This is a genomic window from Prescottella soli (genome assembly GCF_040024445.1).
In the GTDB taxonomy this organism is placed as follows: domain Bacteria; phylum Actinomycetota; class Actinomycetes; order Mycobacteriales; family Mycobacteriaceae; genus Prescottella; species Prescottella soli.
Window position 1 is genome coordinate 3,031,806 of sequence record NZ_CP157276.1, and the last position, 13,293, is coordinate 3,045,098.

The 13,293-nt window shown below is 68.9% G+C and carries 13 protein-coding genes; 6 read left to right on the forward strand and 7 right to left on the reverse strand.

All coding sequences use genetic code 11. The features are described from left to right. Window positions 1-8: 8 nt before the first annotated feature. Window positions 9-956, reverse strand: coding sequence for an NAD-dependent epimerase/dehydratase family protein (locus ABI214_RS14170; RefSeq protein WP_348603173.1), 948 nt, complete (start codon window positions 954-956; stop codon window positions 9-11). A 140-nt stretch (window positions 957-1,096) separates the two neighbouring features. On the opposite strand from ABI214_RS14170, the gene ABI214_RS14175 reads away from it, so the two are divergent. From ABI214_RS14175 to ABI214_RS14190, 4 genes are all read left to right on the forward strand, one after another. Then, on the forward strand, window positions 1,097-1,789 hold the full coding sequence (locus ABI214_RS14175) for a TetR/AcrR family transcriptional regulator (RefSeq protein WP_348603174.1): 693 nt from the start codon (window positions 1,097-1,099) through the stop codon (window positions 1,787-1,789). A 100-nt stretch (window positions 1,790-1,889) separates the two neighbouring features. Further along, window positions 1,890-2,225, forward strand: coding sequence for a rhodanese-like domain-containing protein (locus ABI214_RS14180; RefSeq protein WP_348603175.1), 336 nt, complete (start codon window positions 1,890-1,892; stop codon window positions 2,223-2,225). Window positions 2,226-2,254: 29 nt separating this feature from the next. Then, window positions 2,255-2,515, forward strand: coding sequence for a YgaP family membrane protein (locus tag ABI214_RS14185; RefSeq protein ID WP_348603176.1), 261 nt, complete (start codon window positions 2,255-2,257; stop codon window positions 2,513-2,515). Between the two features lie 64 nt (window positions 2,516-2,579). After that, window positions 2,580-3,185: a YqgE/AlgH family protein gene (locus ABI214_RS14190; RefSeq protein ID WP_348603177.1), complete on the forward strand. Its 606-nt coding sequence runs from the start codon at window positions 2,580-2,582 to the stop codon at window positions 3,183-3,185. 43 nt (window positions 3,186-3,228) lie between these two features. Here the strand turns inward: ABI214_RS14190 and ABI214_RS14195 are convergent, their stop codons facing one another. The 3 genes from ABI214_RS14195 to ABI214_RS14205 form a co-directional block, all read right to left on the reverse strand. Continuing rightward, window positions 3,229-3,840 (reverse strand): AAA family ATPase, encoded by a 612-nt coding sequence (locus ABI214_RS14195; RefSeq protein WP_348603178.1) that lies wholly within the window; start codon window positions 3,838-3,840, stop codon window positions 3,229-3,231. 47 nt (window positions 3,841-3,887) lie between these two features. Continuing rightward, a complete protein-coding gene (locus ABI214_RS14200) occupies window positions 3,888-5,276 on the reverse strand; it encodes a glutamate decarboxylase (protein WP_408586966.1) in 1,389 nt (462 codons plus the stop codon). 110 nt (window positions 5,277-5,386) lie between these two features. Next, complete coding sequence (locus ABI214_RS14205) at window positions 5,387-6,373, reverse strand: bile acid:sodium symporter family protein (protein WP_348603179.1); 987 nt, start codon at window positions 6,371-6,373, stop codon at window positions 5,387-5,389. A gap of 84 nt (window positions 6,374-6,457) precedes the next feature. Between ABI214_RS14205 and ABI214_RS14210 the strand changes: the two genes are divergently transcribed. Then, window positions 6,458-7,300, forward strand: coding sequence for a LysR family transcriptional regulator (locus ABI214_RS14210; RefSeq protein WP_348603180.1), 843 nt, complete (start codon window positions 6,458-6,460; stop codon window positions 7,298-7,300). Between the two features lie 53 nt (window positions 7,301-7,353). Here the strand turns inward: ABI214_RS14210 and ABI214_RS14215 are convergent, their stop codons facing one another. Together ABI214_RS14215 and ABI214_RS14220 are read right to left on the reverse strand one after the other, a co-directional pair. Next, the gene (locus ABI214_RS14215) at window positions 7,354-8,334 is read right to left on the reverse strand and encodes a DUF1648 domain-containing protein (protein ID WP_348603181.1); all 981 of its coding nucleotides are present in this window, start codon (window positions 8,332-8,334) and stop codon (window positions 7,354-7,356) included. A gap of 17 nt (window positions 8,335-8,351) precedes the next feature. Next, window positions 8,352-8,747, reverse strand: a complete 396-nt coding sequence (locus ABI214_RS14220; protein WP_348603182.1) for an SdpI family protein — start codon at window positions 8,745-8,747, stop codon at window positions 8,352-8,354. Between the two features lie 114 nt (window positions 8,748-8,861). On the opposite strand from ABI214_RS14220, the gene leuS reads away from it, so the two are divergent. Continuing rightward, complete coding sequence (gene leuS, locus ABI214_RS14225; RefSeq protein ID WP_348603183.1) at window positions 8,862-11,702, forward strand: leucine--tRNA ligase; 2,841 nt, start codon at window positions 8,862-8,864, stop codon at window positions 11,700-11,702. Window positions 11,703-11,774: 72 nt separating this feature from the next. On the opposite strand, the gene ABI214_RS14230 is transcribed toward leuS, so the two are convergent. Continuing rightward, window positions 11,775-13,286: a lipase family protein gene (locus tag ABI214_RS14230; RefSeq protein WP_348603184.1), complete on the reverse strand. Its 1,512-nt coding sequence runs from the start codon at window positions 13,284-13,286 to the stop codon at window positions 11,775-11,777. Window positions 13,287-13,293: the final 7 nt, after the last annotated feature.

Genomic DNA, 13,293 nt, shown 5'->3' on the forward strand with positions numbered 1-13,293 from the left:
CCGTGACCCTATCGGTCGGCGCGCGCCGTCAGCTCGTTCCGCCACCACCGGACGGTCTCGGCGGCGGCCTCGTCCAACGGGGTCGGCGCCAGGCCCAGCACCTGCTCGCTGCGGTGCGAGTCCATGACGAACGAGGCCTCGAACTGGTACAGCGTCTCGGCCAGTTCCCGGGTGGGGCGGTGCACCGTGCCGACGGTGCGCAGCAGCCACCCCGGCAGCGTCCCCACCTTCGGTGCGGGCACCTGCGCCGCGTCCGCGAAGGCCTCGACCATCTGCCGCTGCGTCACCGCGGGCGCGGTGGGTGCGTGCACCACGGTGTTCCACAGCCGGGCGTCGTGCGCCGCGGCGATCATCGCCGCCGCCAGGTCCGGCACGTACGTGAACGAATGGACCACGTCGGCGCGTCCCATCACGCGAATGGTCTTCCCCGCCAGGACCGATGGCACCATCCGCTCCCCCGCATGCGCGCTGCGGACGTGCGGTCCGAAGAAGTCGGACGCGACGACGCTGACCGTGGGGACCGGGTGGGCGGCGCGGGCCGCGAGCAGCCGGGTGCGGACACCGAGCTTGCCGGTGCTCGCGTCCCGGGGGCTGTCCTCGGTCATCGGGCCGGCCGGGCGGCCGTACGAGTACAGGCTCTCCGGGAACACCACGACGGCCCCGATGTGCTGCGCGGCGTCCATCACCACCTGCTCGGCGGCGGGCAGTTCACGCTCCCAGGCGCGGGCGTCGTACGCGGAGCCGTGGATGCAGTGGAAGACCGCGGTGGCACCCTCCAGCGCCGGCGCGAGGGTCGCGGGATCGGAGACGTCCACCTTCCGGCGTTCGATCCGCGGATGGACCGGCCCGCTGCCCGAGCGGGTCAGCACCCGCACGTCGTGGCCGGCGTCGGCCAGTTGCTCGGCGACGGTCCAGCCGACAGGTCCCGCCCCGGTCACTACCTGCGGATTCGACATGGCGTGCTCGCTTTCTCGAGGAGATTTCCAGAATCGAGAGCACTGCTCTCTGTTTCCACAATGCGCGCCTGCCCGCGCGGTGTCAAGAGCAGTGCTCTCTTTTGTTGACAGTGCTCTCGCTTCTCGGGCAGGGTGGGGCCATGACCGTCACCCCGCGCGAACGCGCCCGCGAGCAGACGCTCGCCGAGATCACCCGCATCGGACGCGAACACCTCGCCACGCACGGCGCGGCCGCGCTGTCGCTGCGGGCGGTCGCGCGGGACCTCGGGGTGGTTTCGTCGGCGGTGTACCGATACGTCGCGAGCCGCGACGAGCTGCTCACGCTGCTGGTCGTCGACGGCTACACCGAGTTGGGCGGCGAGGTGGACGCCGCCGTCGATGCGGTCCCGGCCGACGACCACCGCGGCCGGATGCACGCGCTCGCCCGCGCCGTGCGGGCGTGGGCCGTGCGGGAGCCCGCCCGGTACGCGCTGCTGTTCGGCAGCCCGGTGCCCGGGTATCACGCGCCGGCCGAGCGCACGACCGGTCCCGGCACCCGGGTCGTCGTCGCGATGGTGGGCATCCTCGAGGCCGCGTACAGGGCTGGCGGGGTCGTGCTGCCCGAGACGCCGATCGACCCGGGACTGAAGCTCGACCTCGACCGCATCCGCGGCGAGATGGGCCTGACCGTGCCCGACGGCCTCCTCGCCCGCGGCGTGATGGGCTGGGCTGCGCTGTTCGGTGCGGTGAACTTCGAGGTGTTCGGGCAGTATGGCGCCGACACCTTCGCCGATCCCGCGGCGCTGTTCGGGCATCATCTCGTGGTTCTCGACGAGGTCCTGGGGCTGGTCTGAGGCGTCGAAACGTGGTCGACGACACGTCGACCCCTATACCCCTCGGGGTATACAGTGTGGATCGAACGACCCCCTCGGGGGTCTGGAGAAAGCGAGCAGGGTGGCCCTACTGTCGAAGTTCTTCCGCAAGTCGTACGGCGTCGTCGACGTCCACGAGGCCCGGAACCTCGTCGAAGGGGGCGCGGTCCTGCTGGACGTGCGGTCCCTTCCCGAATGGGACTCGGGGCACGCGCCCGGCGCGACACACCTGCCGCTGCACGAGGTGATCGAACGCGGCCCCGACGCCGTCGGCGATCGGCCGGTCGTCGCGATCTGCCGGTCCGGCGGGCGGTCGGCCACCGCGGCCCGCGTGCTCGCGCGCGCCGGCGCCGAGGCGTACTCGGTGCGTGGTGGCATGGACGCGTGGCGACGTGCGGGCCTGGAGATCACCGCCTGACACCCACACATCCACGAGGAGATCTGGAAATGGCACTGCCCAAGCATTCCGGTTGGTCCATCGAGCGCATCGTTCCGCTGCTCGGCGGTTCGGTGGTCGGCGCGAGCCTGCTGCTCGGCCGCAAGCACTCGCCCAGGTGGCGCGGTCTCACCGCCTTCGCTTCGGCGAACCTCGTCCTCTACGGGGTCGTCGGCTGGTGCCCGATGAGCCTGCTCCTGCAGAAGCTCGGCGTGCCCCGCGCCGCGTCGTGCCCGGTTCCGGCGCCGCGCAGCGAGGCCGAGGCGGCCTAGGCACGACACGGCCGATCGCGGTTCGCATCTCCCGCCAGGGCCGCGTCGATGAGATGATGACCCCGTGGCGCACTCGGAGGACCCTGAGGACCGCACAGCCCCGGCTCAGCCGGCGGTGCGGCCGGGCACCCTGCTGGTGTCGTCGACCGAACTGTTCGAACCGACGTTCCGCCGGACCGTCGTCTACATGATCGAACACAACGACGCCGGCAGTCTCGGCGTCGTCATCAATCGCCGCAGCGACACCTCCGTGCAGGAGGTGCTGCCGCAGTGGGCGGACCTCGCGTCCGATCCCAAGGCGATCTACGTCGGCGGCCCGGTCACCCGCGACGCTGCGCTGTGCCTGGCGACGCTGCGCACCGGAGTGGACATCACGGGGGTCGACGGCCTGCGTCGCATCGACGGCCGCGTCGTCATGGTGGACCTCGACGCCGACCCCGACACGATCGCGCCGGTGATCGAGGGGCTGCGGATCTTCGCCGGCTACGCGGGCTGGACGTTCGGTCAGCTCGACTCCGAGATCGAGCACGACGATTGGATCGTGTTGTCCGCGTTGGCTTCCGACGTCGTCAGCCCGCCCCGCGTGGACGTCTGGGGTCAGGTGCTGCGTCGGCAGCCCATGCCGCTCGCGCTGCTCGCGACGCACCCCATCGACGTCGACCTGAACTGACCTGAACCCGCGCCGTCTGCGCGGCCGCAGGAGCAGACTCGCCTCAGAGACGAATGTGCCGGACTCCCACCGCGGCTCGTCGCACCTGGTAGCGAACCCGGCTCATGCGGGCTCCCGCGAGCGGCAGGTCCGCGCGTGCGGCGATGTCCTCGACGACCTCGTCGATGGCGCGATCGTCGGTGGCGACGTGCTCTGCGAACCGCTCCGACTGCAGGGCCGCGACGCAGCGGTCGATCTGCTGCATCGCCCAGGTCTCGTCCCGCCCCACCGCACGTCCCAGCCAGTAGCCGCTACGTGTCCGCAGCCGCTGTCGGAGGGTGTCGGGCGAGGCGGTCAGCGCGTAGTGCCGCACCTCGACGTCCGCGGCCGCCAGGCCGGACATGATCTCGTCGAAGTAATCCGGATTCACGAGGGTCATCGGAACGATGACGGGTCCGTCGTTGGCCGCCACCGCGTCGGCGAGCGTCGCGACCACCGCAGAGCGCCACTGGGGCCGGTCCTGGAAGTCGCCGCGCGCCGAGGTCGGGAGCATCCGATGGACCGCGAACCCGATCAGTTCGGGATCGGCGACGTGCGCGGTGGGGAGGCGTCGGTGCAACTCGTACGCCGTCTGCGTCTTTCCCGCGCCGAACGCGCCGTTGATCCACACGAGCACAGCGCCGAGTCTATGTCGGCGACAGCCCGGAACGGGAATGCACGCGGTCAGTGCGCGAAGTGCCGGGCCTCCGAGTGGATGGCGACGTTCTCCTCGCGCAGGTGGGTGCACACGTTGACGACGTCGTCGAAGAGCAGCCGGGCCAGGTCGGCGCTGAAGCCCTCGCGGACCACGATGCGCAGGACCGCGACGTCGGTCGCGTCGGCGGGCATCGTGTAGGCCGGTACCTGCCAGCCGCGGGCACGCAGTTCGTGGGAGACGTCGAAGACCGTGAACCCCTCCTCGTCGGCGAGTTCGAACGCGATGACGGGGATGTCCGAGCCGTTGCTGATGATCCGGAAGGTACCTTCCTCGGAAAGGTTGGTGCTCAACCACATCGCGGTGGTCCGCAGTGTCTGCATGATGCTCCGGTAGCCGGAGCGGCCGAGCCGCAGAAAGTTGTAGTACTGGCCCACGATCTGGTTGCCGGGGCGCGAGAAGTTGAGCGTGAACGTGGGCATGTCGCCGCCGAGGTAGTTCACCCGGAACACCAGTTCCTCGGGCAGGCGCTCGGCGTCGCGCCAGAGCACGAACCCGATGCCCGGATAGGTGAGGCCGTACTTGTGGCCGCTCACGTTGATCGAGACGACACGTGGAATCCTGAAGTCCCACACCATATCCGGATGCAGGAACGGCACCACGAACCCGCCGCTGGCGGCATCGACGTGCACCGGGACGTCCGGCCCGCCGTCCGCCGCGAGCTTGTCCAGCGCATTCGCGATCTCCTCGACCGGTTCCAGTTCGCCGGTGTACGTGGTGCCGAAGATCGCGACCACGCCGATTGTGTTCTCGTCCACCGCCGCCATGACCTGCTCCGTGGTGATCACGTACCGGCCCGGCTCCATCGGCAGGTACACCGGCTCGACGTCGAAGTAGCGGCAGAACTTCTCCCAGACCACCTGAACGTTGCTGCCCATCACCAGTTTCGGTCTGGACGCGTCCAAGCCGGCCCGCTCGCGCGCCTGCCGCCAGCGCCACTTCATCGCCAGCCCCGCGAGCATGACGGCCTCGCTCGAGCCGATCGTCGAGACGCCGGTCGCCGACGCGGGATCGGTCTTGGACAATCCCGGCGCGTTGAACAGTGCGGCCACCATGTTGACGCAGCGCTGCTCGATCGCCGACGTGGCCGGGTACTCATCCTTGTCGATGAGGTTCTTGTCGAACGTCTCGGCCATCAGCACGCCGGCCTCGGGGTCCATCCACGTCGTCACGAACGTCGCGAGGTTGAGCCGCGAGCTGCCGTCGAGCATCAGCTCGTCGTGGATGAACCGGTAGGCCGCGCGCGAGTCCATCGGGTCGTCGGGCAGGCGCAGGGCGGGAACGGGATTCGTTTCGAGTCGGCCCGTGTAGGCGGGCATGATGAGATCGCGGGACTCGTCGGGGTGACTCTTGCTCACGTTCGCCTCCGAAAGCACGTCTGCATTTCCTCGGACAACACGACAACACCGGAACAGTCCATTCCATTGAACCGCAGGTGCCGCGGCGGCGTGCGCGAACGAGCGGGCGGTCAGGAAGTGACCGGCTCCGGATCGGTCCGTTTCGCGAACCTCTGCGCGATCGCGGCACAGACGATCAGCTGGATCTGATGAAAGATCATCAGCGGCAGCACGATCAGGCCCACGGGTTGACCGGCGAACAGCACCGATGCCATCGGCAGGCCCGTTGCGAGGCTCTTCTTGGAGCCGCAGAAGACGATCACGATGCGGTCCGGCAGCGAGAAACCGAGCTTCTTGCCGGCGAACGCGGTGATGCCGAGTACCGCGGCCAGGATGCCGCAGCACACCACGACCACCGCGAGGACCTCGAGCACCGTCACGGTGCTCCAGACGTGCTCGTTCATCGACTCGCTGAACGCCGAGAACACGACCAGCAGGATCGAGCCGCGGTCGACCAGCTTGGTCGGTTGCGCGTACTTCTGCAGCCAGTCGATGACGAGCGGCCGGATGAGCTGGCCGATCAGGAACGGCAGCAGCAGTTGCAGCACGATGTCGATCACGGACGAGAAATCGACCGTCGCCTGACCGGTCGTGTTCATCAGCAGGACCACCAACACCGGCGTGACGAAGACGCCGAGCAGGTTCGAGAACGACGCGCTGACGATGGCGCCCGCGACGTTGCCGCGCGCGATCGAGGTGAACGCGATCGACGACTGCACCGTCGACGGCACCAGGCACAGGTAGAGGATGCCCGTGTACATCTCGTCGGTGATCACGGTGGGCACCAGGATCCGCAGCGCCAGGCCGATGAGCGGGAACAGCACGAAGGTCGCGGCGAACACCACCGAGTGCAGGCGCCAGTGCTTGAGGCCCTGCAGCGCCTCGGCCGGCGACAGGCGCGCGCCGTAGAGCAGGAACAGGAATCCGATCGCGATCTTGGTGGCCCAGTCGAGCACCGTCTGACCGCTGCCGGAAACGGGGAACAGGCTGCCGAGGACCGCCACCGCGACGATGGCCAGGATGAATCCGTCGATGTAGAACCTGCTCAGAAACTTCACCGGTCAACGGTATATGTCCCCGAATTGATCATGAAAGCCGTTCAATCCGTTAACTGTGATCACGTTGCGTGATATCCAGGAGCCATGTTCGATCCGGTTCTCCTCAGGACGTTCCTCGCCGTCGAGCAGACGGGCGGGTTCACCGCTGCCGCTCGGCAGCTGGGTCTGCGCCAGTCCACCGTCAGTGGGCACATCGCGCGGCTCGAGCAGGCGGCGGGCTGCGTGCTCGTCGCGCGCGACACGCACACTGTCGAACTCACCGCCGACGGCACCGCGATGGTGGGGTTCGCCCGTTCGATCCTCGACGCCCACGGCCGGGCCAGCCGGTACTTCGAGGGCTCGACGCTCACCGGGAGGCTCCGGTTCGGCGCGGCAGAAGATCTGGTCGCCAAGGGGCTGCCGGAGATCCTGCGCGACTTCCGGAGGACGCACCCCCTCGTCGACCTCCAGCTCACGGTCGGGCTGAGCCGCACGGTCCACGCGCAGTTGCGTGCCGGGGACCTCGATCTCGCGTTCGTGATGCGCCGGCCCGGCGAGACACACGGGGAGCTGGTGTGGCGCGACCGACTGGTGTGGGGCGGGACGACCGAGTCCCAGTGGGATCCGTCCACCCCGGTCCCGCTCGTGGTCTATCCCCCGCCGAGCATCACCCGCGCGTGCGCACTCGGCGCCCTCGAGTCGGCGCGGCTGCCGAGTCGGATCACCTGCCTGGCCAACAGTCGAGCGGGGCTGCGCGCCGCCGTGCTGGCCGGTCTGGGGTTCATCGTGCACGCGAACTCGCTGCTGCCCACCGAGCTGCGGCCCGTCGGCGATCGCTTCGGCCTGCCCGCCCCGGGCGACGTCGAGTTCGTGCTGATGGGCCGGTCGAGCACGCCCAGCGGCCCCGAGACGGCGCTCATGGAGGCGATCCGGGCGTCGGCGCTGTGACGTTCAGGAGTGCTGTGACGTTCAGGAGTGGGGACGTTCAGGGGCTGTGACAGTCACGACCGGGCCAGGCGCCGGTCGGCGAGGGTGTTGAGCGCACCGGCGACCTCCTCGGCCCTCGCGGTGGTGACGGTGAGCTGATTCCCGCAGGCGAACGTGATCACGACGGCCGGTCCCGTGCGGGTGACGACGCCGTAGTTGCCGCGGCCCTTCGCCTTGAGCCCCCATCCGCCGAAATCCTGGAACGGGCGCAGGTGCGTGACCTTCGCGCCCAGCACCTCCTCGGTGCCGTACTCGATCGCCGACATGCCCATGTTCTGCACGCGGATGCTGTCGGCGTCGACGACCAGTCGGAACTGCAGCAGAACCACGGTGAGTAGCACCACGGGCAGGTACACGCCCATCAACCACCAGGAGTCCGCGAACCAGCACAACAACGCCGCGGGCATTGCGAGGACCATGGCCGTCGCAATGAGGCCGGACGCGCTCATACCCACCTGGTCGGTGATCGGCAGCTCTACGGCACTGCGAGGCAGGTCCGCCGACGGTGCCTCGGTGGCGACGGCACGGACCCGGTAGTCCCGGAGCAGTGACGCGCCGACCATCCCGGCGACCGCGCCGAAGGCGAGACCGGCACCGATCGCGTCGACGGGTAGTGGAGCGTCGGTGGGTGTCGTCATGTCGAGTTGCTGGATGGGAATCGCGATCTGCACGGCGACGATCAGCCCGACCACTGTCAGGCCGATCACGAGCATGATCCGGCGCGTCATCAACTGGGCCTGTGCGAGTGCGGCGATTCCGCTGCAGCCGCCACCGACGATCACCACCATCACGCCGGCCAACCACGCGCTGCCGGTGGGGCTCATGAAACTGGTGGCGGTGTCTCCCGACCACTGCGTCGCGATCTGCTCGGGTAGCCGAGGCAGGAGCACGTAGGTCAGCACGACGCCGGCCGCCGCGGCGAGCATCGGAACGACGACGCCGAAGACGACGCCGGCGGGATCGAAGACGCGGGGGCTCGGTGTGGGTGTGGTCACACCCGGGATTCAACCAGTCAGGCCGGTTCGCACGCGCCCTTGAGGCTGCAGGCGCCGCAGGAGGTGCCGCAGCCGCTGGTTTCCGGCAGCGCGCCCGCGGCCTTGGAGCCGAGGTTGCCGCCGGCGGCGACGGTGAACAGGGCGGCCAGGGCGGCGACGACCACCGCGACGACCGGGAGGACGCCGTCGAACAGAATCGCCGCGACACCGCCGATGACCAGCACACCGGCCGCGGCCAGCATGGTGGGGGCGGCGACCTTGTTGGCCAGCGCGAACGTCTCGTCGTCGCGCAGCGACTGCGGGGTACGGACCCCGGCCCAGCGGTTGCGCTTGAGCCGACCGGTCAGTCCGGCGACGCCCAGGGCCCCGAGAGCAACAGCGGCGATGAACAGCACGACAGCGAGGATGACCACGCATCCACGATAAGCCCCGCGATGAGGAGGGCGTGTTCCTGGGTGTTCGCCGGGACCGACCAGGCTTTACCCTGGTTGACGGAATTCCCGTCATCCAAGTAGATAGCGACCACAGTGACCGAGCCAGTTCAGCAAGCCTCATCCCCCGACGACTCGACGCCGCAGCACCGCTACACCGCGGAGCTCGCCGGCCGGATCGAGCAGCGCTGGCAGGACCTGTGGAGCGAGCGCGGGACGTTCAACGCCCCCAACCCGGTGGGCCCGCTCGCCGGTGACGTGCCCGCCGACAAGCTGTTCGTCCAGGACATGTTCCCGTACCCGTCGGGCGCGGGCCTGCACGTCGGGCATCCGCTCGGCTACATCGCCACCGACGTCTTCGCGCGCTACCACCGCATGCAGGGTCACAACGTCCTGCACACCCTCGGCTACGACGCCTTCGGTCTGCCGGCCGAGCAGTACGCGGTGCAGACGGGCACGCATCCGCGCACCACGACCGAGGCGAACATCGCGAACATGCAGCGTCAGCTGCGCCGCCTGGGCCTGGGCCACGACGAGCGCCGCTCCGTCGCGACCACCGACGTCGACTTCTACCACTGGACGCAGTGGATCTTCCTGCAGATCTACAACGCCTGGTACGACACCGCGCAGGGCAAGGCGCGCCGCATCTCCGAGCTCGAGGCCGAGTTCGCCTCGGGTGAGCGCACTCTCGACGACGGACGGGACTGGGCGTCGCTGGACGCGGTCGAGCGCAGCAAGGTGCTGGACTCGTACCGCCTCGTCTACCACTCGGATTCGATGGTCAACTGGTGCCCGGGCCTGGGCACGGTGCTGGCCAACGAGGAGGTCACCGCGGACGGCCGCAGCGAGCGCGGCAACTTCCCGGTGTTCCGGAAGCACCTGCAGCAGTGGATGATGCGCATCACCGCGTACTCGGACCGCCTGGTCGACGACCTCGAGTACCTGGACTGGCCGGACAAGGTCAAGTCCATGCAGCGCAACTGGATCGGACGCTCGCACGGCGCCCAGGTCAAGTTCGCGGCCGACGGCCACGACATCGAGGTGTTCACCACCCGCCCGGACACCCTGTTCGGTGCCACCTACGTGACGCTGGCCCCCGAGCACGAGCTGGTGGACCAGCTGGTGGCGGCCGAGTGGCCCGAGGGCGTCGACCCGCGCTGGACCGGTGGCGCGGCCACCCCGGCCGACGCCGTCAAGGCGTACCGGGCGTCGATCGGTGCCAAGAGCGACCTCGAGCGCCAGGAGAACAAGGAGAAGACCGGCGTCTTCCTCGGCGTCTACGCGGTCAACCCGGTCAACGGGCACGAGCTGCCGGTGTTCATCGCCGACTACGTGCTCACCGGCTACGGCACTGGCGCGATCATGGCCGTTCCGGGTCACGACCAGCGCGACTGGGAGTTCGCCACCGCATTCGGCCTCGACATCGTCGAGGTCATCAAGGGCGGCGACCTGTCCGAGTCGGCGTTCACCGGCGACGGACCGCTCGTGAACTCCGAGTACCTCGACGGCCTGAACGTGGCCGACGCCAAGAAGGCCGTCATCGAGCGGCTCGAGGCGGCGGGCGTCGGCACCGGCACCATCCAGTACAAGCTGCGCGACTGGCTGTTCGCGCGCCAGCGCTACTGGGGCGAGCCGTTCCCGATCGTGTACGACGCCGACGGCGTCGCATATCCGCTTCCGGAATCGGCTCTGCCGGTGGAACTTCCGGAGGTCGAGGACTACGCGCCGGTGTCGTTCGATCCGGACGACGCCAGCTCCGAGCCCTCTCCCCCGCTGGCGAAGGCGTCCGACTGGGTCAACGTCGAGCTGGACCTCGGTGACGGACTCAAGGACTACCGCCGCGACACCAACGTGATGCCGCAGTGGGCAGGCAGCTCGTGGTACCAGCTGCGCTACATCGACCCCACCAACAGCGAGCAGTTCGTCGCCCCCGAGAACGAGGCCTACTGGACCGGTCCGCGTCCGGACATCCACGGCCCCAACGATCCCGGTGGCGTGGACCTGTACGTCGGCGGTGTCGAGCACGCGGTGCTGCACCTGCTGTACTCGCGGTTCTGGCACAAGGTGCTGTTCGACCTGGGCTACGTCAGCTCCAGTGAGCCGTACCGCCGCCTGTACAACCAGGGCTACATCCAGGCGTACGCGTACACCGACGAGCGGGGCGTCTACGTGCCGGCCGCCGAGGTGACCGAGGAGGACGGCAAGTTCTTCTACCAGGGCGCCGAGGTCAAGCGTGAGTACGGAAAGATGGGCAAGAGCCTGAAGAATTCCGTTGCGCCGGATGAGATCTGCGACGAGTTCGGTGCCGACACCCTGCGTGTCTACGAGATGGCGATGGGTCCGCTGGACACCTCCCGTCCGTGGGCGACGAAGGACGTCATCGGCGCGCACCGCTTCCTGCAGCGCGCGTGGCGCGTCGTCGTCGACGAGGAGACCGGCGACCTGCGCGTCACCGACGCGGAGCCGTCCGAGGGCACGCTGCGCGCGCTCAACAAGGCGATCGCCGGTGTGGCCGAGGACTACGCGGCGCTGCGCGACAACACCGCCGTCGCCAAGCTGATCGAGTACACCAACCACCTCACCAAGGAGTACCCGGGCGGCGCCCCGCGCTCCGCGGTGGAGCCGCTGGCGCTCATGCTCGGCCCGATCGCGCCGCACCTCGCCGAGGAGCTGTGGTCGCGTCTGGGCCACACCGAGTCGCTGGCGCACGGCCCGTTCCCGACCGCCGACGAGAAGTGGCTGGTCGAGGACACCGTCGAGTACCCGATCCAGGTCAACGGCAAGGTCCGCAGCCGCATCAACGTCGCGGTCGACGCGGCCCGCGAGGACATCGAGAAGATCGCCCTCGCCGACGAGAAGATCGTCGCGCTGCTGGGCGGCAAGGATCCCCGCAAGGTGATCGTCGTCCCCGGCAAGATGGTGAACGTCGTTCTCTAGTCGCAACAGCTGAAGGGTCCCTTCGCGCGCTCGCAGCGCGTGAAGGGACCCTTCAGTCGTCGGAGGGGTGGCTCAGCACTCGTCGGGTGCGGGCTTCCCGTGGAAGAGGGCGTCGACCCAGTCGAACGCCCCGGGGTTGCCGATCAACTCGCCGAGCGCGTGCTCGCCCGGCACCTGCCGGTACACGGCGCGGACCCCGAGCTCGCACTGCTCGTCGTAGAGGTTGCGGGCACCCAGGGCGGGGATCCAGAAGTCCTGACCGCCGTTGTAGATGTAGAGCGGGGTGCCGGACTTGATGCCTGCCATCTTTGTGATGTTGTAAATGTCGTGCGCGACAGGGGAATTCAGCGCATTCTTGACGTTCGCGAGTGCTTCGATGGGCGCGTTCAGGAGGCCGATCACGGCAAGGTTGTTCACGCACATGTCCTTGATGCCGGAGATTCCCAGCTGCTGCCCGAGGTTGTTGATCACGGGCAGGATCTGGGTGTGCTCCCGCGAGATCCCCAGCACCGCCGCGAGGAAGAGTCCACTGGCGAGGTTGCCGTTCATGGTGCGTCCGAGCATCTCGAAGTCGGCGGGCACTCCCCCGAATGCGGCGCCGACGATGGCGGGAGCCAATTCCGGTGCGTACGAATCGATCAGCTTGACCGCGCCGTGTGTAGCGATCGCGCCGCCGGAGTAGCCCATCATCGCGATCTTGCTGGTGCCGAACTCCGCGGGGTACTCGTTGCGCATGCCTCGGATGGTGTCGAGGATCGCGTGCCCCGCGACGTACGGTTCCCCGTACGCCATCCGGGGGCCCTCGTGGTCCGGGATGAGTACCGCGTAGCCGCGTTCCTCGGCCTTCGTCGTGACGGGCCGGAGCAACTCGATGAAGTTCGTCGACGGCGTGACCCCGTTCGCCATGGTGTGGGAGGTGGTGCAGGCCCGCCCGAGTCCGTTGATCGGCACGTTGTTGACCAGGACCGGTCGCGGTCCCGGACCGGTCCACGGCGTGGCGGGAATGACGAGGGTTGCGGTCGCGAACGACGGTGTCCCGTTCGCGTCGGTGGACTTCACCTTGAACTGCCTCACCTCGCGCACCGGCGCGATCGGCAGTGATCGGGCGGCCGGTGTCACGTCGCGGACGGTGATGACCTGCCCGTTCGCCATGCCGGGCAGACCGGGTGGGTACTCGTCGAAGAACGGATCCCCGACCGGCGACGGCAGCATGTCGTCGCGCAGCGTCTCGAGGACGGGCGGCGTCAGATCCGGTGGCGACACCGACGAGTCGACCGAGCCCGGAATCCAGGAACCGAACGCCGACCTGGCCAACGACGCCGTTCCCAGCGAGCCGGTGATCGGCGTGGTGCCGTTCGAGCCGGTGCCGTCCGAGCCCGTGCCGTCGGTCAACGAGCCGGGTCCGACGGACCCCTGTCCCGCGGCGCTGCCGGTCGATCCCAGTCCGCCGACACTGGTGTTCGGCAGAGCACTGCCACTCGATTGGGCCGCGGCCGTGCCTGCGGCGCCACCTCCGACCACGACTGTCACCGCGAGTGCGGCGACGAACGCCCGACCCCAGATACCCCCAAGCTGGATTGACATGCGCGGG

Coding starts and splice junctions, on each gene's coding strand:
- ABI214_RS14170 (WP_348603173.1), bottom strand. CDS start 956: ATGTCGAATCCGCAGGTAGTGACCGGGGCGGGACCTGTCGGCTGGACC.
- ABI214_RS14230 (WP_348603184.1), bottom strand. CDS start 13,286: ATGTCAATCCAGCTTGGGGGTATCTGGGGTCGGGCGTTCGTCGCCGCA.
- ABI214_RS14175 (WP_348603174.1), top strand. CDS start 1,097: ATGACCGTCACCCCGCGCGAACGCGCCCGCGAGCAGACGCTCGCCGAG.
- ABI214_RS14210 (WP_348603180.1), top strand. CDS start 6,458: ATGTTCGATCCGGTTCTCCTCAGGACGTTCCTCGCCGTCGAGCAGACG.
- ABI214_RS14185 (WP_348603176.1), top strand. CDS start 2,255: ATGGCACTGCCCAAGCATTCCGGTTGGTCCATCGAGCGCATCGTTCCG.